24 protein-coding genes are annotated in these 22,562 nt (G+C 47.4%); 9 read left to right on the forward strand and 15 right to left on the reverse strand.

Annotated features, from left to right (window positions below):
- Window positions 1–10: 10 nt before the first annotated feature.
- Window positions 11–949 (reverse strand): electron transfer flavoprotein subunit alpha/FixB family protein, encoded by a 939-nt coding sequence (locus TW84_RS07715; RefSeq protein ID WP_045975078.1) that lies wholly within the window; start codon window positions 947–949, stop codon window positions 11–13.
- Window positions 950–960: 11 nt separating this feature from the next.
- Complete coding sequence (locus tag TW84_RS07720; RefSeq protein ID WP_045975079.1) at window positions 961–1,710, reverse strand: electron transfer flavoprotein subunit beta/FixA family protein; 750 nt, start codon at window positions 1,708–1,710, stop codon at window positions 961–963.
- Window positions 1,711–1,927: 217 nt separating this feature from the next.
- Between TW84_RS07720 and TW84_RS07725 the strand changes: the two genes are divergently transcribed.
- Both TW84_RS07725 and azu read left to right on the forward strand, forming a co-directional pair.
- On the forward strand, window positions 1,928–3,595 hold the full coding sequence (locus TW84_RS07725) for an electron transfer flavoprotein-ubiquinone oxidoreductase (RefSeq protein WP_167336325.1): 1,668 nt from the start codon (window positions 1,928–1,930) through the stop codon (window positions 3,593–3,595).
- Window positions 3,596–3,696: 101 nt separating this feature from the next.
- Window positions 3,697–4,152, forward strand: a complete 456-nt coding sequence (gene azu, locus TW84_RS07730) for an azurin (protein ID WP_045975081.1) — start codon at window positions 3,697–3,699, stop codon at window positions 4,150–4,152.
- Between the two features lie 62 nt (window positions 4,153–4,214).
- On the opposite strand, the gene TW84_RS07735 is transcribed toward azu, so the two are convergent.
- From TW84_RS07735 to TW84_RS07765, 7 genes are read right to left on the reverse strand one after another with little or no spacing between them, the layout of a single operon-like run.
- The gene (locus tag TW84_RS07735) at window positions 4,215–4,973 is read right to left on the reverse strand and encodes an SDR family oxidoreductase (RefSeq protein WP_045975082.1); all 759 of its coding nucleotides are present in this window, start codon (window positions 4,971–4,973) and stop codon (window positions 4,215–4,217) included.
- Between the two features lie 12 nt (window positions 4,974–4,985).
- Window positions 4,986–5,888, reverse strand: coding sequence for a 3-hydroxyisobutyrate dehydrogenase (mmsB, locus tag TW84_RS07740; protein WP_045975083.1), 903 nt, complete (start codon window positions 5,886–5,888; stop codon window positions 4,986–4,988).
- Between the two features lie 33 nt (window positions 5,889–5,921).
- Window positions 5,922–7,052 carry an enoyl-CoA hydratase/isomerase family protein gene (locus TW84_RS07745; protein ID WP_045975084.1) on the reverse strand — a complete coding sequence of 377 codons (1,131 nt, stop codon included), beginning with the start codon at window positions 7,050–7,052 and terminating at the stop codon, window positions 5,922–5,924.
- Window positions 7,053–7,060: 8 nt separating this feature from the next.
- Window positions 7,061–7,849, reverse strand: a complete 789-nt coding sequence (locus TW84_RS07750) for an enoyl-CoA hydratase (RefSeq protein WP_045975085.1) — start codon at window positions 7,847–7,849, stop codon at window positions 7,061–7,063.
- 18 nt (window positions 7,850–7,867) lie between these two features.
- Complete coding sequence (locus tag TW84_RS07755) at window positions 7,868–9,022, reverse strand: acyl-CoA dehydrogenase family protein (protein WP_045975086.1); 1,155 nt, start codon at window positions 9,020–9,022, stop codon at window positions 7,868–7,870.
- An 11-nt stretch (window positions 9,023–9,033) separates the two neighbouring features.
- Complete coding sequence (locus TW84_RS07760; protein WP_045975087.1) at window positions 9,034–10,527, reverse strand: CoA-acylating methylmalonate-semialdehyde dehydrogenase; 1,494 nt, start codon at window positions 10,525–10,527, stop codon at window positions 9,034–9,036.
- A gap of 17 nt (window positions 10,528–10,544) precedes the next feature.
- Entirely contained in the window at window positions 10,545–11,756 is a 1,212-nt protein-coding gene (locus tag TW84_RS07765) for an acetyl-CoA C-acyltransferase (RefSeq protein ID WP_045975088.1), read from the reverse strand.
- 254 nt (window positions 11,757–12,010) lie between these two features.
- On the opposite strand from TW84_RS07765, the gene TW84_RS07770 reads away from it, so the two are divergent.
- The 5 genes from TW84_RS07770 to TW84_RS07790 all read left to right on the forward strand — a co-directional run bounded on the left by TW84_RS07770 (window position 12,011) and on the right by TW84_RS07790 (window position 16,964).
- Entirely contained in the window at window positions 12,011–12,388 is a 378-nt protein-coding gene (locus tag TW84_RS07770) for a MerR family transcriptional regulator (protein ID WP_045975089.1), read from the forward strand.
- A gap of 67 nt (window positions 12,389–12,455) precedes the next feature.
- The gene (locus TW84_RS07775; RefSeq protein WP_045975090.1) at window positions 12,456–13,625 is read left to right on the forward strand and encodes an isovaleryl-CoA dehydrogenase; all 1,170 of its coding nucleotides are present in this window, start codon (window positions 12,456–12,458) and stop codon (window positions 13,623–13,625) included.
- A gap of 10 nt (window positions 13,626–13,635) precedes the next feature.
- Window positions 13,636–15,240, forward strand: coding sequence for a carboxyl transferase domain-containing protein (locus TW84_RS07780; RefSeq protein ID WP_045975091.1), 1,605 nt, complete (start codon window positions 13,636–13,638; stop codon window positions 15,238–15,240).
- Between the two features lie 9 nt (window positions 15,241–15,249).
- Window positions 15,250–16,062: an enoyl-CoA hydratase/isomerase family protein gene (locus TW84_RS07785; RefSeq protein ID WP_045975092.1), complete on the forward strand. Its 813-nt coding sequence runs from the start codon at window positions 15,250–15,252 to the stop codon at window positions 16,060–16,062.
- The gene (locus TW84_RS07790; RefSeq protein ID WP_045975093.1) at window positions 16,059–16,964 is read left to right on the forward strand and encodes a hydroxymethylglutaryl-CoA lyase; all 906 of its coding nucleotides are present in this window, start codon (window positions 16,059–16,061) and stop codon (window positions 16,962–16,964) included. The genes TW84_RS07785 and TW84_RS07790 overlap by 4 nt, the downstream gene beginning before the upstream one ends.
- On the opposite strand, the gene TW84_RS07795 is transcribed toward TW84_RS07790, so the two are convergent.
- From TW84_RS07795 to TW84_RS07810, 4 genes are all read right to left on the reverse strand, one after another.
- Window positions 16,944–17,885 (reverse strand): DMT family transporter, encoded by a 942-nt coding sequence (locus tag TW84_RS07795; RefSeq protein WP_045975094.1) that lies wholly within the window; start codon window positions 17,883–17,885, stop codon window positions 16,944–16,946. The genes TW84_RS07790 and TW84_RS07795 overlap by 21 nt on opposite strands.
- Window positions 17,886–17,988: 103 nt before the next feature.
- Window positions 17,989–18,702, reverse strand: a complete 714-nt coding sequence (locus TW84_RS07800) for a helix-turn-helix domain-containing protein (RefSeq protein WP_045975095.1) — start codon at window positions 18,700–18,702, stop codon at window positions 17,989–17,991.
- 10 nt (window positions 18,703–18,712) lie between these two features.
- Window positions 18,713–19,525 (reverse strand): helix-turn-helix transcriptional regulator, encoded by an 813-nt coding sequence (locus TW84_RS07805; RefSeq protein ID WP_045975096.1) that lies wholly within the window; start codon window positions 19,523–19,525, stop codon window positions 18,713–18,715.
- Window positions 19,526–19,541: 16 nt separating this feature from the next.
- Window positions 19,542–20,135 (reverse strand): LysE family translocator, encoded by a 594-nt coding sequence (locus TW84_RS07810; RefSeq protein ID WP_045975097.1) that lies wholly within the window; start codon window positions 20,133–20,135, stop codon window positions 19,542–19,544.
- A gap of 350 nt (window positions 20,136–20,485) precedes the next feature.
- On the opposite strand from TW84_RS07810, the gene TW84_RS07815 reads away from it, so the two are divergent.
- Window positions 20,486–20,929 carry a DoxX family protein gene (locus TW84_RS07815; RefSeq protein WP_045975098.1) on the forward strand — a complete coding sequence of 148 codons (444 nt, stop codon included), beginning with the start codon at window positions 20,486–20,488 and terminating at the stop codon, window positions 20,927–20,929.
- Between the two features lie 24 nt (window positions 20,930–20,953).
- On the forward strand, window positions 20,954–21,649 hold the full coding sequence (locus tag TW84_RS07820) for a pirin family protein (protein WP_045975099.1): 696 nt from the start codon (window positions 20,954–20,956) through the stop codon (window positions 21,647–21,649).
- A gap of 65 nt (window positions 21,650–21,714) precedes the next feature.
- On the opposite strand, the gene TW84_RS07825 is transcribed toward TW84_RS07820, so the two are convergent.
- Entirely contained in the window at window positions 21,715–21,966 is a 252-nt protein-coding gene (locus TW84_RS07825; RefSeq protein ID WP_045975100.1) for a hypothetical protein, read from the reverse strand.
- 161 nt (window positions 21,967–22,127) lie between these two features.
- On the reverse strand, window positions 22,128–22,379 hold the full coding sequence (locus TW84_RS07830; RefSeq protein ID WP_045975101.1) for a DUF6482 family protein: 252 nt from the start codon (window positions 22,377–22,379) through the stop codon (window positions 22,128–22,130).
- Window positions 22,380–22,562 lie beyond the last annotated feature (183 nt).

A 22,562-nucleotide genomic window follows, 5' to 3' on the forward strand; every position in this document is an offset into this window, starting at 1 on the left:
TGTTTGGGTTTTAGATAGCACTGGTTAGCTCTGGTAGAATTTCAAACAAGTCTCCAACCAAACCGTAGTCGGCAATCTGAAATATTGGCGCTTCTGGGTCACTATTGATAGCCACAATTACCTTAGAGTCTTTCATCCCTGCCAAATGTTGAATTGCTCCCGAAATCCCAACAGCAATATAAAGCTCCGGTGCGACGATTTTACCTGTCTGTCCAACCTGAAGATCATTCGATACAAACCCCGCATCCACAGCAGCACGAGACGCACCAATGGCACCACCCAACTTGTCAGCAAGTTGCTCGACCATGACAAAGTTTTCTTTACTACCTAATCCACGCCCACCTGACACAACCACTCTTGCCGCTGGTAAATCAGGGCGACTGCTTTGTGTTTTTTGGCGTTCGACCAGTTCAGAAAGTGGATTGCCTATATTGATATCAATCGGTTTGATTATGGCCGATGAGCTGTCATCTTTGCCTGCTAAGTCAAACGCAGAGCTGCGAATAGTGATAACTTTGATTCGATCTGATGATCTTACTCTAGCCAGAGCATTACCGGCGTAAATAGGTCTTATGACGGTGTCCTCTGATTCTATCGTGACCACATCCGATAACTGACCAACGTCGAGTAAAGCAGCGACTCTAGGCATCAGGTTTTTGCCAAACGTGGTCGCAGGAGCCAGAACATGCGTGAAATCGGCCGCAATCTGTTGTACCAGCAACGCGCAGTTTTCAGCCAGCTGGTTTTGATAGATTTCAGAATCCGCCACCAGCACCTCTTTTACCAGCCCAACTTTAGCGACCTGCTCAACCACTGACTGGCAATCTCCTCCAACCACAAGCGCGCTCACTTCAGTGCTCAATGAAGCGGCCGCTGACAAAGTTTTCAAAGTATCTGCTATTAAGGATTGGTTATCGTGCTCGACGATGACTAACGTTTTTGCATTCATATTCATTCCTCTCACAATACCTTGGCTTCATTCTTAAGCTTGTCGACCAGTTCGCTCACGCTGGAAACCATTTCTCCTGATGAACGCTCAGCAGGTGCAATCACTTCGATAATTTCATGGCTGTGTTTCAGCTCGATACCCAAATCCGCTACTGGGATAACGTCCAATGGCTTTTTCTTTGCTCTCATGATATTTGGCAGTGAAGCATAACGTGGTTCATTAAGACGTAAATCGGTACTGATAATCGCAGGCATGGTCATCTTGACCGTTTCCAAACCGCCGTCAACTTCTCGTGTCACACTTACCTGATCACCTTCTACCTTCACATGCGATGCAAACGTACCTTGTGGTCGTTCCGTCAATGCAGCCAGCATTTGTGCAACCTGATTATTGTCTGTATCGATAGACTGTTTACCAACCAGAACAATACCTGGTTTTTCTTGTTCCATTAACGATTTGAGCAACTTGGCGACAACCAAAGGCTCAGGTGACACATCCGTTTCAACGTGAATCGCTCTGTCTGCCCCTAATGCGAGTGCGCCTCTTAAATTTTCCTGACTCGCAGCATCACCAATAGAGGCCACAATCACTTCTTGAGCGACGCCTGCCTCTTTCAAGCGCACCGCCTCCTCCACTGCAATTTCACAAAAGGGATTCATCGACATTTTGACATTATTGGTTTCCACACCACTGCCATCACTCTTCACCCTCACCTTCACATAAGGATCAATCACTCGCTTTATGGCTACTAGTACTTTCACAGCTCCTCCTTGGTGCTAACAGCATTTTTCACAACGATTACAATTGGATAACTCATCGTCTTATGTACAGTTCACTCATTTTAATGAGCGGCTTAACATCTCGTTAAACCTGTTTCATGTCGGATTTTTTGCCTATACTCAGCTTAGTAAAGTTTACGTTTACGTCAACTGCACTATAGTTATGTATAAGATTTAATTGGCAAGGTAGGTTTACACCATGGAAAGAGAATGTATGGAGTTTGATGTCGTCGTCGTTGGAGCGGGCCCTGCGGGGTTATCCACCGCAATCAAACTTGCCCAGCTCAGCAAAATCAAACAATTACCTCTATCAATCTGTGTTGTTGAAAAAGGGGCTGAAGTCGGTGCACATATACTCTCAGGGGCCGTATTCGAAACGAGAGCACTGGATGAACTTTTCCCAGCTTGGAAATCTCTTGGCGCACCGGTCAACAACCCGGTCACTAATGACGAGTTCATATACATGACGACAGCAAGCAATCACATAAAAATGCCTGCATTTACAACGCCCAAACTGATGCACAACAGCTCAGACAATCATGTCATCAGTCTGTCTAATCTATGCCGTTGGCTCGGACAAAAAGCAGAAGAGCTAGAGATTGAAGTCTATCCTGGCTTTGCGGCAGCGAGCATCAATTATGACCAATCTGGAGCTGTGACCGGCGTCAACACATCAGATATGGGGCTGGATAAAGCCGGTGAACAAAAGCCCACCTTCGAGGCAGGCATTGAGCTAAAAGCCAAATACACCGTCTTTGCTGAGGGCGCACGTGGCCATCTCGGTAAACAATTGATCGACAAATTCAATCTAAATGAAGGTCGCCAGCCACAACACTATGCACTTGGGTTGAAAGAAATCTGGCAGCTGCCCGAAGACAGCGCAATCCATCAAGCAGGCAGCGTCCTCCACGGCGCCGGCTGGCCGCTAAACGAATCAGATTCTAGTGGCGGCAGTTTCCTTTACCACCTAGAAAATCATCAAGTTGTCGTCGGGCTGATCATTGATTTGAACTATTCGAACCCTTACCTTAGCCCATTTGATGAGTTTCAACGTTTTAAGCACCACCCTGCGATTAAACAATATCTCGAAGACGGTGAACGGATTTCCTATGGCGCTAGAGCTATCGCTAAAGGCGGCTTTGACTCATTACCTAAACAGCAGTTCCCGGGCGGGCTGTTGATTGGGTGTGACGCAGGCACGCTAAATTCAGGAAAAATTAAAGGCAGTCACACTGCAATGAAATCAGGCATGCTTGCCGCAGAAGCCGTGTTCTCAGCCCTTGAGGCAAGTGAGACCCAGCAGGAACCAGATTACCAGAGTCTATTCGAATCATCATGGCTTTATGAAGAACTGAAACAAAGCCGCAATTTTGCGTCTTCAATCCATAAATACGGTGCCGTGCTAGGAGGTGCACTCGCAACGTTCGAACAAAATATCTGGCAACCTCTGTTTAACAAGGGGGTACCATGGACGATATCAGACCCGAAGGCTGATCATCTTTCAATAAAGGAAATCTCGCAATGCAACGCGATTGATTACCCTAAACCTGATGGAAAGTTAAGCTTTGATAAACCTTCTTCTGTTTACCTCTCTGGGACACAGCATGAAGAGAACCAGCCTTGTCATCTTATCATTACCAATGACAGCATTCCGATTAAGAATCACCTCCCTCTCTATGATGAACCGAGTCAACGTTACTGCCCAGCGGGTGTTTACGAGATTGTGACCCTTGATAATGCACCCAAGTTGCAGATAAATGCCGCCAATTGTCTCCATTGCAAAACCTGCGATATAAAAGATCCTTCGCAAAATATCACTTGGCTACCTCCAGAAGGTGGTGGCGGTCCCAATTATCAGAATATGTAACTGGTTATCGACAAAAATTCAGCACTTAGTGAAAGTGATCAAAGTTTGTATTTCTAACGTATATGAGAATATCTCTCAACTACAAAACGTGAGGAATATGTATGATTAAACGTAGTGTTGGAAGGCTTGCAGTGGTGCTTAGCGCAATCAGTTTCGGAGCTCAGGCTGGGGCAGAATGTTCTGTATCTGTTGATGCAAACGATATGATGAAGTTTTCGACGGATAGCATCAGCGTCCCTTCGAGTTGTAAGGAAGTCACTCTGACTTTAAACCATACAGGTAAGCTAGCAGCAACTTCTATGGGCCACAACGTTGTTATTGCTGACACAGCCAATGTCCAAGCGGTAGGCACAGAAGGCATGTCTGCAGGCGTAGCAAACAACTACGTCAAACCGGACGACCCAAGAGTCTACGCGTTCACCAAAATCATAGGTGGTGGTGAAAGTACGTCAGTAACGTTCAGCACAGAAAAGATGAAGCCAGGGGGTGACTACACTTTCTTCTGTTCTTTCCCCGGACACTGGGCAATCATGAAAGGCAAATTTGAGTTCAAATAACGTATTTCTCTAACAAAAAGGCACGTGAATCACGTGCCTTTTTTCCGTCTCAAAGCTTAACGTTACATAAATATCCCGCCATCGACTTCCAATACACGCGCATTCACGTAGTCATTTTCAAAGATAAATTTAGCGGTATTGGCAATTTCTTTGGCATCGCCCATGCGGCCTACAGGCACCATTTTTTCTAGCCTCTCACGAGCTTCTCGCTTCATTGCCCCTGTCATTGAAGTTTCAATCACACCCGGTGCAATAGCGGCTGCTCGAATACCATAACGTGCTAGCTCCTTACCCCAAGTTGCCGCTAGCGTCGCGACTGCTGCTTTCGATGCCGCATAGTTTGTTTGACCAATGTTTCCCGCACGAGCAACACTAGAAATGTTAATAATGACACCTTTTCGCTTGGTATTGATCATCTGAACTGCGGCCTCTCGGCCACATAAAAACGTCCCAGTAAGATTGACATCAATCACGGAACTAAATTGCTCCAGCGACATTTTAGTCAGCTCTCCATCTCTGACTTTAACTAGTAAACCATCTCGCAGAATACCAGCGTTATTAATGAGTCCATCCAACTGACCAAAATCCGCGACAATGTCACTAAAGACTTGCTCCACTTCGTGTTCGTCTGTCACATTAGCTTTGTATGTTAATGCTTTGACCCCGAGCATATTGCATTGTTCTTTGGTATCCATCAGGGCTTCTTCGTTAACATCAAGCAGGGCAAGCTCAGCACCAGCCTGCGCTAATGTAATCGCCATCATCTGACCTAGGCCTTGACCTGCACCTGTAATCGCTATCACGCTCTGTTTTAGATCCATTTGCAAACTCCGTTACTTTTTAGATTGATAAAACTCGAACAAACTTGAAAAGTCTAGCTCTTCATTGCCATTTGCGTTGTGAAAAGCATAAAGATTTCGTGCTAAAGAGCCCATTGGGACCGAAGATTGACTCTTTGCAGCCGTATCTAAACCAAGCCCGAGATCTTTCAACATCAGTTTACTCATAAACCCTGGCTTAAATTCGTTGCTAGCCGGTGCGGTTTCCATTACCCCCGGACAAGGATTGTATAGCTCAAGCGCCCAGTTACGGCCAGAACTTTGCAGCATGATGTTGGAAAGTACTTTAGGATCCAGCCCATTATCTATGCCTAAGTTCAGTGCTTCGCATGTCCCTGACATGAGAATACCGAGCATTAAGTTGTTACATATTTTTCCCATCTGACCATCACCCGCTTTACCGGCATGGAAGATGTTTTTACCCATATGTTTAAGTACAGACTCTGCTTTTACGAAAGCGGTATCCGAGCCTCCGACAATAAAAGTCAGCGTACCCGCTTGTGCTCCTGCTACACCACCAGAGACAGGGGCGTCAACAAAGTCGAGACCTTTTTCTGCCGCGCACTGGGCAACAATGCGTGCCGACTCAGGGTCAACCGTCGAAGAATCAATAAGAAAAGTGCCATCTTCAACCATGTTTAACAAGCCAACACCACCGCTATGGTCGCCAAGATAAACCGCTCGGACATGCTCGCCCGCCGGTAACATGGTTACTACCGTATCTGCGCCTTTCACGGCATCCTCCACGGTGGGCGCAGCAACCGCGCCAGCAGACTCCAATTTCCTGACAGCTTGCGGCATCAAATCAAATACCTGTACTTTCAAACCAGCAGCCAGCAAGTTTTCGGCCATTGGGCCGCCCATATTACCTAAACCTATAAACGCTATGGTACTCATTGAATAAATTCCTTCTTTCCCTGCTCTGAGAGCTTAGTAATGGCCCAGTTTTGCCAGTGGATGTGATTTTTCATCCCAAAGTGATGTGAACAAGGTATCAATAACCGCTTCATCAACATTGTCGACACGACTGAACTGCCATTTAGGTTCGCCGTCCTTATCAATCAGCCTAGCCCTGACGCCCTCGCGAAATTCTCCTAGCAGCCCCGAACGTACCGAGAGATTCAATTCAAGACGAAAACAATCCGCCAATGACAGATCTTTGTATTGATTGAGTTGCCTGAAGCAAATATGGGATGTGATCGGGCTACCGGAAGCATGATTGCTTTTCGCAATATCGAGCCACTTACTTTGCCCTTTCAGCGCCAGAATGTTGTTACTTACCTCGACAACAGTACTTGCGCTGCATGCACGTTGGATATCTTGCATGAAAGGCAACATTTGTGGGTCTGGCCTATGACCATTAACGTTATCACCAAATTCAATCAGCAAGTCTGTCACAGCGTCATAAGCATCCTCTTTGTCGTGCCAGTGTAGAGATAACAAGCGCTCAATCAGCGACTCCTTCTCTTTTGAGAGCACCATATGGTCAGCTAAGTTGACATCAAGCGCATCACTACCGTTAATCATCACTCCCGTTAAACCTAGGAATAACCCCACACCAGGTTCAAGCCGGTTAAGAAACCAAGTGGCGCCGACATCCGGATAAAGGCCAATACTCACTTCGGGCATGGCCAAACGCGTAGTTGGCGTCACCACCTTGTGACTACAGCCCATATACAAGCCCATTCCTCCACCCATGATGATACCTTCACCCCAAGCAATAATTGGTTTAGTGAAGGTGTGGATCAGATAGTCACATTGGTACTCAAGTTTGAAAAAAGTCGTACAGAACGCTTCGATGTCTTGACTGGATTTATCTCGCATTACGTCGTGCATGGTGCGTACATCACCACCAGCACAAAACGCTTTCTCACCTTGCCCTTCCAGCAAAACGCAGACAACACTGTCGTCTGCTTGCCAGCTTTCCAGTTTCTGTTTGAGCAAGGCTAACATGTCATAAGTCAAGGCATTGAGTGAAGGCGCATTGTCAAGCGTTGCTACACCTATCTTGGTACTCCCATCTTGGCAAAGTTGCTCCTTGAAATAAACGGTTGCTGTCATATTGCCTCCTAGCTATTTTTCCATTGAGGTTGACGTTTTTCTAGGAACGCATTGACACCTTCGGTTTGATCTTGGGTATCGAACAACTGAGTAAACAGCTCACGTTCCTTCATCAAACCGTGAGCTAGTGGACTCGTTCTCGTATTTTGTATCAATGACTTACAAGCCGTGACCGAAGATGGCGATTGATTTGCTACCATTTCTGCAAGGCTAATGGCTGCATCAAGAGCGTTCCCTTTGCTTACCACTTCTTCCACCAGCTTTATGTTGAGTGCTTTCGCCGCATCAAGCTGTTCACCGCATAGTATGACGCGTTTCGCCCACCCTTCTCCGACTAACGCCGTCAAGTTTTGGGTTCCACCCGCACATGGCAATAGGCCGACTTTAGCTTCCGGCAGCGCCATCACCGCCTGCTCTTCCGCAATTCGAATGTCGCAAGCTAATGCCACTTCAAGACCGCCCCCCATCGCGTAGCCGTTAATAGCAGCAATAGAAACACCTCGGAATGCAGATAAGGTTTCAAATGCCTCACCAAACAAGCGGGACATATCCACCGCGACGGATTTGTCGCCATCAGCAAACACTTTAAGGTCAGCGCCGGCGGAGAAGAACTTCTCACCCTGTCCAGTAATGACTAGGGCGTAAACGTCTTTATCGTCGTTAAGGTCTAGGACAAGTTGTTTCAATTGCGCCAAACTTTGTGCTGTCCATGTATTCGCCGGAGGGTTGTTCATGGTCACGATAGCTACATGGTTGCGAATCGTATGTTGAATAGTACTTCCTTCTGAATGATTCATTGTTGAGCATCCTTTCGATTAGAGTATTTGAGCGCCTTCAGCTAGCATGCGACGTGCGATGATCAATCGCATGATTTCATTGGTACCTTCCAGAATTTGGTGAACACGCACATCACGGAAATGACGCTCCATCGGATACTCTTTGATATAGCCGTAGCCACCGTATAACTGCAGTGCCTGATCACAAATCTTAAAACCGACATCGGTCGCAAATCGTTTCGCCATCGCACAATATGCCGTGGCTTCTGGGTCCTGATTGTCCAATTTGCTCGCGGCGAGGCGCACCATTTGTCTGGCCGCAACGAGCTCAGTGACCATATCGGCTAACCGAAACTGTAGCCCCTGAAACTGAGCCAGTTCTTTACCAAACTGTTTGCGCTCTTTGACGTATTGCATCGCCTCATTAAGCGCCTGCTGCGCAGTACCGATGGAGCAGGTCGCGATATTGATACGTCCTCCATCCAGCCCTTTCATGGCGAAAGTAAAGCCTTCCCCTTCTTTCCCTAACAAGTACTTTTCAGGAACCACAACGTTATCAAAAGTAATGGCGCGTGTTGGCTGACTGTTCCACCCCATTTTGGGCTCTTTTCGCCCATAACTGATGCCGTCTGCATCTGCAGGAACGACAAAAGCTGAAATACCTTTTGCTGAGCGGTCACCTGTGCGTGCCATTACCACGAGTACTTCTGTATCACCTGCACCAGAGATAAAGGTTTTGCCACCATTGATAACGTACTGATCGCCCTGCTTTTTCGCTGAGGTTGTCAATGAAGCGGCGTCGGAGCCTGCGTTCGGCTCGGTCAAACAATATGAACCAAGCCAATCACCCGTGATTAGCTTTGGGCAAAACTCTTGTTTCGCTTCTTCAGTGGCAAAACTGGCAATCATCCAAGTTACCATATTGTGAATGGTCATGAATGCCGTGGTAGACGTACAACCCATTGCCAGTTGCTCGAAGATGATTGAGGAATCAAGGCGGCTCAGTTGCAAGCCCCCCTGTTCTTCTGGTGTATACAAGCTGAGGAAACCCAATTCACCCGCTGCTTTAAGTACGTCTTTTGGGAATAGCTGTTTTTCATCCCATTCGGCAGCCATCGGCGCTAACTCATCCATGGCAAACTGTTGAGCAGTTTCTGCAAACGCACGTTGGTCTTCATTCAGTTCAAAATCCATTTGTCCTCCCGTTATCGCAGTTGAATGGTTAGGTTTGGCCCTGTTGGGATATCATCATCAAACCAGCGTGACGTAATCGTTTTAGTTTCGGTATAGAAACGCACCGCTTGTTTACCATAGGCATGTAAATCGCCATAGAAACTGCCACGCCAACCTGTAAATGAAAAGAATGGCAATGGCACAGGAATCGGCACATTGATCCCCACCTGACCGACCTGAATTTCATGTTGATATTTACGTGCTGCTGCACCATTTGCGGTGAAAATCGACGTTCCGTTGCCATAGGGGTTGTTGTTAATCAGTTCAATCGCCTCTTCCAACGTATCGACTTGTAAGCAAACTAATACAGGGCCGAAGATTTCCTGCTCATAGATTGACATATCAGTAGTGACACCGGTAAACAAGGTTGGGCCAAGCCAGTTACCCTCTGGCATTCCAGCAACATGACACTGAGTTCCGTCTAACTCACACACTGCGCCTTGCGCCTTGCCTTCTTCAATCAGGCTCACAACACGATGCTTAGCTTCTTTACTGATCAATGGCCCATACGCTGCATTGCCATCATCCCATGCGCCCGGAGTCATCTTCGCCATTTCTGTCTTGAGATCGTCGACCCAATGTTTCGACTCACCAACAAATACAGCGACAGAGATTGCCATACAACGTTGACCTGCTGCGCCAACAGAGCTGCCGACCAAGTTGTTGATCACCTGTGCTTTATTGGCGTCTGGCATCACAACCATATGGTTTTTTGCACCAGCGAATGCCTGCACACGTTTGTTGAAGTTAGTACCCGTCTGATAAATGTACTGAGCAACCGGCACAGAACCGACGAATGACACGGCACGAATCAAAGGGTGAACCAGTAGTTTGTCGACCTGATTCTTGCGACCATGAACAACCTGAAGAACACCCTTTGGTGCGCCAGCCTGTTCAAACAACTCCGCCAAACGCATCGCTGTTAAAGGGACCTGCTCTGAAGGTTTGAGCACGAAGGTGTTACCTGCGGCAATCGCTAGTGGGAACATCCACAGTGGAATCATCGCAGGGAAGTTAAATGGCGTAATACCACAGCACACCCCTAACGGCTGAATCATAGAGTAAGTGTCGATTTCTGTTGCCACATTTTCTACCGTTTCACCCATCATATTGCTGGCGATATTCGCGGCTTGCTCTACGACCTCAATGCCGCGCCACACATCCCCTTTTGCATCGATGGTAATTTTGCCGGTCTCTTTCGAAATCAATTCGGCTAGCTCATCGTGGTGCTCTTTAAGTAAGTGCTGATAACGTAGCATCACACGAGCTCGCTCAGACACTGACACTTCCTTCCAAGACTTAAACACTTCAGCGGCGTTCTGCACCGCTTGTTCCATTTCCTGCTCGGTCGCACAAGGAAGCTTGGCAATCACTTCACTGGTTGCCGGGTTGGTCACCTCAACCCATTCATTGGTCTGTGACTGGCAGAACTCACCGCCAATAAATAAGGGAACTGACTGAATCATAATGATGTCCTTTTCTTTTATAGTGGGATCTCAATACCCATTGCGGTTGCTTCACCGCCACCAATACAGAGTGATGCAACACCTCGCACCACGCGTTTTTTGTTCTGATTTCCATCTGTACCCAGAGCCTGTAACTGACGTAGGCTATGGATCAGCGTGACAAGAATCCTTGCACCGCTTGCGCCAATCGGATGACCTAATGCGCACGCCCCGCCTTTTACATTGACCTTCTCGCTATCCAGGCCAAGCTGTTTCACCGCGATCTGCGTTACCACAGCGAAGGCTTCGTTGATTTCCCATAAATCCACTTCGTCCACCGCCCAATCTAGCTGCGATAGAAGCTGCTCAATCGCATAAACAGGTGCTAATGTGAATTCAGCAGGAATACGGGCATGCGTTGCATGACCTTTGATAATGGCCAGTGGTTCCAAATCCTGCTGCTTGGCAGTTTGCGCATCCATCACCACAAGAGCGGCAGCACCATCGGATATTGCGCTGGAGTTGGCAGCGGTAATCGAGCCCTCTTTAGCAAAGGCTGGCTTGAGCTGAGGGATTTTTTCGGGCTTTATTGAGCGCGGTTGCTCGTCATAATCAAGAGGTGGCGCTTTTTTTAGGGCAACGGGCACAATTTCGTCGGCAAATAACGCCTGCTGTTGCGCTTCAATCGCTCGGTTGACCGATAAAGTGGCCCACTCATCCATTTGTTCACGAGTAAATTCAAGTTTATCAGCGGTTTGTTGGCCGAAGACACCCATGAGCTCACCTTCGTACGCATCCTGTAAACCATCGAGGAACATATGGTCGTAGGTCGATTTGTGTCCCATTCGCATGCCAGAGCGTGACTCTTTCAGTAGGTACGGCGCATTAGTCATGCTCTCCATACCACCCGCAACAATGCAATTGGCACTACCAGCTTGGATCAGATCGTGGGCCAACATCACCGCTTTCATGCCTGAGCCACACACCTTGTTGATAGTGGTACAACCCACCGATGTCGGTAAGTCTGCTCCCAGAGCCGCTTGTCTCGCAGGGGCTTGCCCACAGCCTGCAGGTAACACACATCCCATATACACTTCGTCAACTGAATCTGGCGATAAAGATTGTTCTTTCATTGCCGCTTTAATCGCGACCGCCCCGAGCTTGGGGGAAGAATATTCAGAAAGCATCCCTTGAAAACGCCCCATTGGCGTTCTCTTTGCTGCAACTATCCAAATCTCTTTCTCTTGCATTGCCTGCTCCTCAAAAGATTGTTGAGTGACGGCTTTATTCATTCAGCGACGACAAAACGGCTCAATTCACGATGCCGCTTTCACTTTTTAAAGCCATTTGTTTTTTGCATGGTTATTTTCTTGACGTTTACGTAAGCATAGCACTAACATTTACGTTAACGTAAAGAAACACATTCACAACCTGTAAAATCTTTTTTACCGTCGTAGTGGAAAGTGTGATTGTCTAATACCTAGCAGTTGGGGAGTTTCATCTGGTGGAAACATACAAAATCAGCGAGCTCGCTAAAGAGTTTGATATCACTACAAGAAGTATCCGCTTTTACGAAGATATGGGCCTAATTCAGCCTGACCGCAAGGGCAGTATGCGGATTTATCAGCGCAGAGACAGGGTTCGTCTCAAGTTGATTTTACGAGGCAAGCGACTTGGTTTTTCCTTGGCCGAGATACGCGACTTGTTAGAGCTTTACGACACGAATCAAATAGATACCCAGTTGATCAAGATGCTCAAAATCATTGACGAAAAAGAAGCAGTACTCAAACGCCAACTTGAGGACATCACCATTGTTCTTGACGATTTGAATACCGCTCGTCAGCGATGTGAAGAAGCGTTACAGCGCTCTAAAGCCAGCTAGCACTTCGCGAGACATCATGTATCTGCCAGGGATCGTAACCAGCAATAACCGCTGAATCGGAGGCGATATGATATCTCAGTACACCCCCCTCAACTTTGGGCTCGATGAGTCTGTCAATATGTTGCGGGAACACGTCAATGCTTTTGCCCGCGAGCACATTGCACCTATCGCGGCCAAAGTGGATGAGGAAAATCAATTTCCAAACCACTTATGGACGCTAATGGGCGAAATGGGCTTGCTTGGCGTGACCATAGACGAACAATATGGTGGCGCAGGTATGGGCTATTTGGCACACGTGGTCGCCATGGAAGAGATTAGCCGTGCCTCTGCTTCTGTTGCATTGAGTTACGGTGCGCATTCAAACCTATGCGTCAATCAGATTTTTCGCAACGGAAATGCGGTTCAAAGAGAGAAATACCTGCCTAAATTAATCGACGGCTCCCACATTGGCGCACTAGCAATGAGTGAACCCAATGCAGGCTCAGACGTTGTCAGTATGCAGCTCAAAGCTGATTTACACGGCGATCACTATGTGTTGAACGGCACCAAGATGTGGATCACTAATGGCCCTGATGCAGATGTACTGGTGGTTTATGCCAAAACAGACCCTAGCGCCGCCTCACGGGGTATCACTGCCTTCATTATCGAACGTGATTTTGCTGGATTCAGCCACGCTCAAAAGCTCGACAAACTCGGTATGCGAGGCTCTAACACCTGTGAACTGGTTTTCAACAACTGCAAAGTACCGGTTGAAAACGTACTTGGTGAAGTTAATCAAGGTGTCAAAGTCTTGATGAGTGGCTTAGATTATGAGCGCGTTGTTCTGGCAGCGGGCCCGCTCGGTATTATGCAAGCCTGTCTCGACCTTGTCGTACCCTACGTTCATGACCGTAAACAATTTGGTCAATCCATCGGTGAATTCCAGCTAGTGCAAGCCAAAGTGGCGGATATGTATACCCGTGCCAACGCGGCACGCGCTTATGTGTATACCGTAGCCGCTGCCTGTGACCGAGGTGAAACAACAAGAAAAGACGCCGCAGGTGTGATTCTTTACAGTGCCGAATTAGCCACACAGCTTGCACTGGATGCCATCCAGTTGCTAGGTGGCAATGGATATATCAATGAGTTCCCTGCAGGTCGTTTATTAAGAGACGCCAAACTCTATGAAATTGGTGCGGGTACTTCCGAAATTCGCAGGATGCTTATCGGGCGTGAGCTGTTTGAAGAATCACGCTAACGAGGATGTTATGGCAATCATAAAAACTAAAATCAAAACCGACTCTCCCCTGTTCACTAAGAATCAGCAAGCGATGAGTGGACTGGTCGAAAAATTGAACGCAGATGTTGAATCCATCAAACAAGGTGGCGGCGCTAGGGCTGTTGAAAGACAGCGCAAGAAAGGCAAACTTCCCGTACGAGAGCGCATTGATCTGCTGCTCGATCAAGGTTCAGATTTCTTAGAAATCGGCCAATTCGCGGCCTGGAATGTTTACGAACAATCCATCCCTTGCGCCGGTGTCGTTGCAGGTATCGGCAAGATCAAAGGGGTAACCTGTATGGTGCTTGCCAACGATCCGTCTGTTAAAGGCGGGACTTATTACCCACTGACAGTGAAAAAGCACCTCAGAGCTCAGGAAATTGCCGAGCGCTGCCACTTACCCTGTGTTTATCTAGTCGACTCGGGCGGTGCGAACTTACCTCACCAAGCAGAGGTGTTTCCAGACAAAGACCATTTCGGGCGTATTTTCTTTAATCAAGCACGTATGTCCGCCAAGGGCATACCCCAAATAGCGGTAGTTCTTGGTCCTTGTACCGCGGGGGGAGCTTATATTCCTGCCATGGCCGACGTCTCGGTCATCGTAAAAAAACAAGGCACTATTTTCCTAGCAGGGCCTCCTTTAGTTAAGGCCGCCACAGGTGAAATCGTCACGGACGAAGAACTCGGCGGCGCGGATGTTCACTGCCGTAAATCTGGGGTAGCAGACTACTACGCGGAAAATGAACAACAAGCTTTCCATATGGCGAGAGAAGCACTTGCTAGCAGCAACCAAGAACCTGTGATCCCTCAAACACACAAGGTTTTACCACCACGTCTACCCGCTGAGGACATCTATGGCGTCGTCAATGCTGACTTGCGCTTGTCTTTCGACGTGAGAGAAGTGATTGCACGTATTGTAGATGATTCCGATTTCGATGAATTTAAAGCCTTATTCGGCATGACGCTGGTGTGTGGCTTTGCTCGTATTGAAGGCAAACTCATTGGTATTGTCGCCAACAACGGCATCTTGTTTGCGGAATCAGCTCAGAAAGGGGCCCACTTTATCGAGCTGTGTGCTAAGCGAAAAATTCCATTGCTGTTCCTACAGAACATTACCGGATTCATGGTCGGCAAAAAAGTTGAAGAAGGTGGCATCGCCAAACATGGCGCCAAACTCGTCATGGCAGTGGCGTGCGCTGACGTCCCTAAGTTCACCATTATCATCGGCGGATCGTACGGGGCGGGCAACTACGGCATGTGTGGGCGAGCTTATGAGCCAACGCTGATGTGGATGTGGCCTAACGCCCGAATCTCAGTAATGGGCGGAGAACAAGCCGCGGGCGTACTCACCCAAGTCAAGCGTGAGGTTTTGAAACGCCAAGGTGAACCTTGGTCAGAAGTGGAAGAAGGCCAGTTTAGGCAAACTATCGTTGATCAGTATGAGGAACAAGGCCACCCGTACTATGCGAGTGCTCGCCTTTGGGATGATGGCATCATTGATCCGAAACAGACCCGACATGTCTTGGCTCAAGCGCTTACCGCAACCGAGCATGCTCCGATGCCCGATAGCCAATTCGGTATCTTTAGAATGTAGGAGCATAGCATGACAAATCTAATCGATAACAGCTATCTCACTGGCAACATCGATGACTTAGGCGTTGCCACTCTGTTGCTTAATCGGCCAGACAAGCACAATGCGTTCAACGCTCAGGTCATAGAACAGTTGATAGAATCGATTCACTCACTGGCTCAGCGCTCAGAGGTGAGATGTTTAGTGTTACGTGGTAACGGAAAACACTTTTCGGCAGGCGCTGATCTTGGCTGGATGCAGTCAATGATAGCTAAAAGTGAACTGGAAAATCAGCAAGATGCTTCAAGACTTGCTCAGTTGATGCATTGCTTGGACAACTTCCCTCACCCAACTATCGCTGTTGTTCATGGCTGTGCGTTTGGCGGAGCGCTCGGGCTAATCTGCTGCTGTGATGTCGCTATTGCTGACCATAGCGCCCTATTCTGCCTCAGTGAGGTAAAGCTAGGATTAATTCCAGCGACCATTGGGCCCTATGTAAACCGCACGATCGGTGCTCGCCAGTCAAGGCGCTACATGCTGACTGCTGAACGTTTCGACGCCAACAAAGCGGTTGAGATTGGTTTAATTCATGAAGCTGTCGAAATCAGCCAACTGGAAAAAACCGTCAATGATATCGTCAATCAATGGCTGCTCAATAGCCCCGCGGCCCTGACTCAAACTAAAGCACTGATCCGAGAGTGTGATACTCAGGTGCTTGATAATGCTTTGATTGAATATACCAGTCAATTAATCGCACAAGTTAGGGTATCCGACCAAGGGCAAGAAGGTCTAAAGGCTTTCTTTGATAAGCGGCCACCAAATTGGGCGATAGGAGGCAGTGAATGATGACTACCTCGCTACTGCCAGAGTCGATCAAGATAGTCGAAGTTGGTCCTCGCGACGGTTTGCAAAATGAGCAAGCCGTTTCAACCGAGGCAAAAGTCGCGCTGATCAATCAACTCTCTTGCTGCGGTCTCACCCACATCGAAGCGGGATCATTTGTTTCACCTAAGTGGGTGCCACAAATGGCGGACTCATTGGAAGTCATGGCAAAAATCACTCGCGCATCGAACGTGAAGTATGCTGCCCTAACACCGAATATGAGAGGGTTTGAGCAGGCTATCGACGCCAATGCCGACGAAGTCGCGGTATTCACATCGTCTTCACAAGGCTTTTGTCAGAAAAACATTAACTGTTCTATTGAAGAAAGCCTTGAACGATTCCGGCCTCTGGTGGCTGAAGCACAAGACAAAGGCCTCCCCGTTAGAGGTTACTTATCCTGCATCGTCGATTGCCCTTATGATGGTCCAACCGAGCCTTCTCAGGTCGCCAAAGTTGCCCAAGCACTATTAGAACTTGGTTGCTATGAAGTGTCTCTTGGCGACACCATTGGCACAGGTACACCAATAAAAGTGGCCAACATGCTCGATGCGGTTTTTGAGCGAGTGCCCTCCCATCAGGTCGCCGTTCATTTCCATGATACTTGGGGGCAAGCGCTCGCCAATATATATCAAGCCCTTCAAATGGGGGTCCATGTTATCGATAGCAGCGTCGCGGGCTTAGGGGGCTGCCCTTATGCTGCAGGCGCGTCGGGTAACGTCGCGACAGAAGATGTTGTGTACCTTTGCCAAGGTTTAGGGATTGAAACGGGCGTGGATTTACATCGCCTTGCCCAAGCAGGGTGGGAAATCAGCGACGCCTTAGGGCGCCAACCGACTTCCAAAGTGTCACTGGCTTTGCGCCGCTAATAAGGGCTCTCTATGTTTGGGCTGATAGGATTGAAGTAACAAGCAAACCATGATCAGCCCAATTCCTATCCACCCCAGTAGGCCAATATGTTCTCCCACTACAACCACAGCAAGTACAGCGGCCACAGCAGGCTCAAACAGCGTTAGTAAACTTGCTTTGCTTGCTGATACCGTTGTTAACCCATAACCAAAGCAGACATAGCCGAGAAACATTGGAACCAACGCCATATACAAGGCAACGGATGCATTGATAGATGTCGCAAACAAATTACCACCAGTAAAAAATAATGAAGGTAGCAGCAATAGTGAACCCAAGCCAAATATGCTCCCCATCGCAGATTTGGAATGCACGCCCTCGATGATGAGCGCTTTTGCCGTCCATGCGTAAGTGGCATAGGTGAACCCCGCGAGCAATCCAAGCACTATCCCTATATATTTGGTTTGCTCTACACCGGTTTGTATTGACGTTGATGTCTCTGATAGAGTCAGTAAAACGATGCCAGTCGCGCCCACTGTCAAGCTTATCACCCAGCGAGTATCAATTGACTTTTCTTTGCCAAACAGGCACTCCAGCAATGCAACGAAGAACGGTGCACTCGCGATAGATACCACGGTTCCAATCGCGACACCCGCCATTCTCATCGAGCTATAGAACGCAAGAGGATAAACCGCTAAAGCCAGTGCCCCCAGCAATAAAACAAGTTTATTGGAAACGAGTATCTGTCGGTCTTTTCTGATCGTGTCGCAGGCAAACAGAGCCATCATAATGCCGCCAACGCCCATCGAAAAAGCGCCAATCGCCAGCGGGCTGATATCGGGGGCATACGTGGCTGCGGTACCGGTCGTTCCCCACAATAAAGAAGCAAACAGGATGACCAAAACTCCGAAACCTTCCTGACGAGCTTTTAGTGTCTGATTCATATCTATACTCTTTGTCGTATCATTTTGATAGACACAGAATAAAGAATAAATTAACGCTTAACTTTGCAGAAAAGACACTCTATTTGATTTTACAGACTCAATTTCATCCGCCGCGCAATGCGCGAGGAGAAAGTCCAAATGATGATGAAAAACGACGACTGAAAGCTGATAGGTCCTTGTACCCGACTCTCTCTGCAATAAGCTGGACAGGGATATCCGTATGCGTCAGGAGTGCTTTAGCTTTTTCCATTCTTTGTTTGGTCACGTATTGAAGAACACTTAACCCAGTGGATTGTTTAAAAATTTTTTTAAACTGCGTCGCACTCAAACAGGCGACTTTTGCCAAATGTTCAACTGTTATCTCTCTCGCCAGATCTTCCTCAATATGATGTAACACCGCCCTGACTCTATGATCAAGTCGCTGCCCAGCTTGTTGCTCCGCCAATAGCTTGACAAACATATCAACCATAGGGGCTTCAATAGCAGGGGTGACTCGATGCTGAAGCTGAGATTCGACGAAGGTCAGATAAGAACGGAGTGGCGCTGAAATCGGAAAAACCAATGCGTCCATGTCCAGCAAACTATCTGGTAATATGTTCAAATCAGCGACCACAAAACGCGCAGCTTCATTAGCGCGGAAATGGTGAAAGGTGTTGGCCTTGATTACCACGCATTCACCGACTGACACTTTGCCTTGGTAACCTTCCAGTTCAATAATAATGGTGCCCAAGATAGGTAGTACCAGTTGATGGTGTTCATGTGCATGCCCATTGCGTTGACGGGTATAAGCACGAATGGTGAGATTATTTTCCAACATCAGGCGGGATTCACTCCACAAAGTGAGATTGATAAAACTTAGGTGTTACCGCCAGTTTCTTTTTAAAATGTCGCTGAAAATGCGCCTGATCCGAGAACCCTAAGCGGTGAGCAATATCAACGATATCAGCTCCTGATCTGAGCATTACTTTCGCACGCTTGATCTTCTCATCGATTAGATAGGCATAGGGCGGTAACCCATAGTGGTCCTTAAAAGCACGTAAAAGCTGATATCGGCTCATCCCTACTTCTTGTGCTAACGCTTCTAAAGAGTGAGCGTGGCCCAGTTCATCCATTAGCTTATCGCGGACCATCGCGAGACTCGATAAGCCTGTCTTGGTCATCGTTTTGACTCCATGCTGGAAACTGAGCTCAACAAAGTCATACAAGCAAGATTGAGCTAACAACAGACCCTCTTCATTCTGAAGCGCCGAAAAAAGTGCCAAGTATCGTTGCTGAAATTCAGGATGACGCTCTAGATCATTCTTAAAGGCCACATAATCATAATGTTGCTTTGACGTCATTTCCTGCTGGATCTCTCCCATCTCCAACGCATCAACAAACAGCATACTGTAGGACCAAGTGCCATGATATGGATTACAGGAATGGACATCTGCAGGGTTAATCGTCACGATATCCCCTTGGCCAATCTGATGTGTATTGCGTCGATTTCGGTAATCTGCTCGGCCTTGATGGATAATGCCAAAGGAAAACTCGTCATGAGAGTGGGCGTCGTAGCATGCCGTCGACTGGTTGGCGACACGCAGCTCGATCCATGGCAGCATCGTACTCTGCTTGAAGCTCGCACTTTTATCTCTCTTCATTCACCCACTACTCCACTCAGAGCCAGATCAGCACAACAGATGCGCATAACATTATGGCCATCAATCTATTAAATTGGCGATGAACTCGTGGATTTGCAAGTCGATTCGCCAAAACCCCGCCAATCATCGCCCATACGCCAACACCGATCACACAGACGAACAATGACACGAGAGTAAAGAGCCACAACGAATACTGCTCATTTTCCTGCCCTAGCACATAAAGGCTGACACCAGACATCGCGACCAACCAAGCTTTGGGATTGACTATTTGAGTCAAACTTCCAGTTAACCAGCCTGAACTCTTTACTGGCTCGACAGCAACCCCTTTCACTGGTGCCGCGAAGATTTGATAAGCAAGGTAAAACAAAAAACTACTGCCGATCAACTGCATCCAAACTTCAAGCTTCGGCAATATAGCTACCAAGGTTTGCATCATCTGTCCTGTCGCAAACACAACAATCGCATAGGCTATTGATGCGCCCAAAACATGCTTTAACGCTGCCCTTAGGCCATCATTTACCGCTGTCGTTGTCGCTAACAAATTCACTGGCCCAGGCGTCACGGCCCCCACGAAAGCAAATACCACCATCGCCAAAATCAGATTTTCCATCTCGTTGTCTCCTCTTTTTGAGCAAGATAATCCCTAAGAAAGAAACAGTATTGAACGATATTGCACAGCCGCATTCGTTGGAAACCAGTGCAATAGAGACTTGAGGTCTGGTTAGTTTGCCAAACCATAGCAATGAGCGCCGCTACCTTTGCAGTCACCAATCCAATCTTAGCCAAGTTCCCTAGTTTGAGACTCTCCCGTCGCACATACACTTATTCAAATATTTCGAACGAGTATGTTAATTTTCTACGATTTAATCTCACTTCATCAGCGCCTAAACTTAGTTCAAATCACTGAGGTAAACGCATATAACCGCGGAAATTTAATTTGAAATATTTGAGGAAGACACTATGAAATCTCTACTGAAAACACTGACAGAATCACACGCAGGGTATAGCACGTTGGCACTACGTCTCCCCGTTGGCATTATTTTTATGGCCCATGGAGCACAAAAATTGTTTGGCTGGTTTGGCGGTTATGGACTGGAAGGAACAGGTCAGTGGATGGCGTCTATCGGTCTAGGGCCTGGTGTGCTAATGGCGTTGTTAGCGGGGAGTGCTGAGTTCTTTGGTGGTCTGTTAATTTTGCTTGGCCTACTTACCCGTCCGGCTTCCATTGCTCTTGCATTTACCATGCTTGTAGCCATTTTCTCAGTTCACTTTAAGAACGGACTTTTCATGTCAAACAACGGCTATGAATTTGGCCTAGCGCTTATGGCGGCGAGTGTTTCGCTAGCATTATCAGGTTCAGGCAAAGCCGCTATTGATCAATTTATCGCAAACAAAATCGCTTAAGACCAACCCTAGGAGGGTAATATTATGATTACAGTTAGACACTCAGATGATCGTGGTAGTGCTAGTTTTGGCTGGCTGGACAGTAAACATACGTTTTCCTTCGGTGATTACTATGATCTCAAACACATGGGCTTTTCTGCTCTGCGAGTGATTAATGACGATATCGTTCAGCCAAGTGCCGGTTTTGCCACACACGGTCATCGAGATATGGAGATCATTAGCTACGTATTGAAAGGTACCATTGAGCACAAGGACAGTGAGGGCAACATTCAGACCTTGCCCGTCGGTGAGTTTCAATTAATGTCCGCTGGTCGTGGGATTTATCATAGCGAATACAATGCGTCTGACTCAGACACCCTGCGCTTTCTACAGATCTGGATTCAACCAAACACCTTTGGCAATGAACCTGGCTACCAACAGAAAGATTTTGGTCAAGCGGAAGGTTTAACGCCTATCGCAACACCCGATGGACACGATGGTACCTTACAAATAAAGCAAGATGCCTCTCTTCATCAATTGATTTTACCTGCTGGCGAACAGATTGACTTTGAGGTCGCCCAAGGCAGAAACGTTTACCTTCATCAAGTAGAAGGACAACTGACCATAGACAATACCCTTATCAACTCGGGAGATGGGGCAAAAGTTGAAGGAGTGACATCGATTTCGATAACCAATTCAAGTCACGCCCCCGCCACTGCGCTTATCTTTGATCTGCCCTAGTCACCGCGCTGCGCCTCAGGTCGAGTCTGACACTCGCTGCGGCGCGACCTTTCTTGCGCTAACGGTTACCCTAACGCTGTTTGCGAGATAAGCTTTACCATCAGTGCTTCTCTGCGAAGCTCAAGGATATCTTCAATGATTCGCTCTTTTGCGTTGAGGCCGAAGTGCTCTGCGTAGTTCTTAATTGTGTCCACTTCATGCTTGTCCAGCTTGTACACATTACGCTTTAAATACGCCTCAGCTTCGCTTTTGATAAATCCGTTGTTTTGCAGGTTTTTGATGATCACATCATCTAGTTCATTTAACTTTCTTGTCATTTTCTTCTGCTTCTGGCTTTAACATTCGTATATCGTTCTAAAAATGTTATGGATAATATCCGTGCAGAAACATACCCATCGAGTATGACAATCAAGTGACAGCGTTCCGTAAAGCGTACAGGAAGCACATTTCGCTGTCCTTCCCGCCGCTTATAACGCTTTTAAAACCACATCAGATTGGTTTTAAGAGAGTGACTGGAGCCTATATTCTCACCACACATTTCATCGTAAGCGCTTTGATGAACCAATGATGCGCTTTGGTACGACTGGTCTTTAAAATGTTCTTTGGCTTGGGAAAGGCTACAAAATTTGAGCGGATTTTGCTTAGTATCGCGCAAAAGCATCCTATCGCCTTCGTGTACTGAATACGCTAGGTAAATACCACCTTCCAATGATTCAATTTGAAGTTCCATACATTGTTCTCCTCTCTGGTGTTAAGTTTGTATACGAGAGAGAAAGCCATTTTGATTACCCATCATCGATTTGATTCATGAGGGCTCACGAGTCGCCTACTGACCGTGATGAATTGGTATGCAACCAAAAAACATAAATCATCACAATTCACTTATTATTGGCTTCAACACGAATTTGTCTGC

This window comes from Vibrio neptunius, from assembly GCF_000967495.1.
GTDB lineage: Bacteria > Pseudomonadota > Gammaproteobacteria > Enterobacterales > Vibrionaceae > Vibrio > Vibrio neptunius.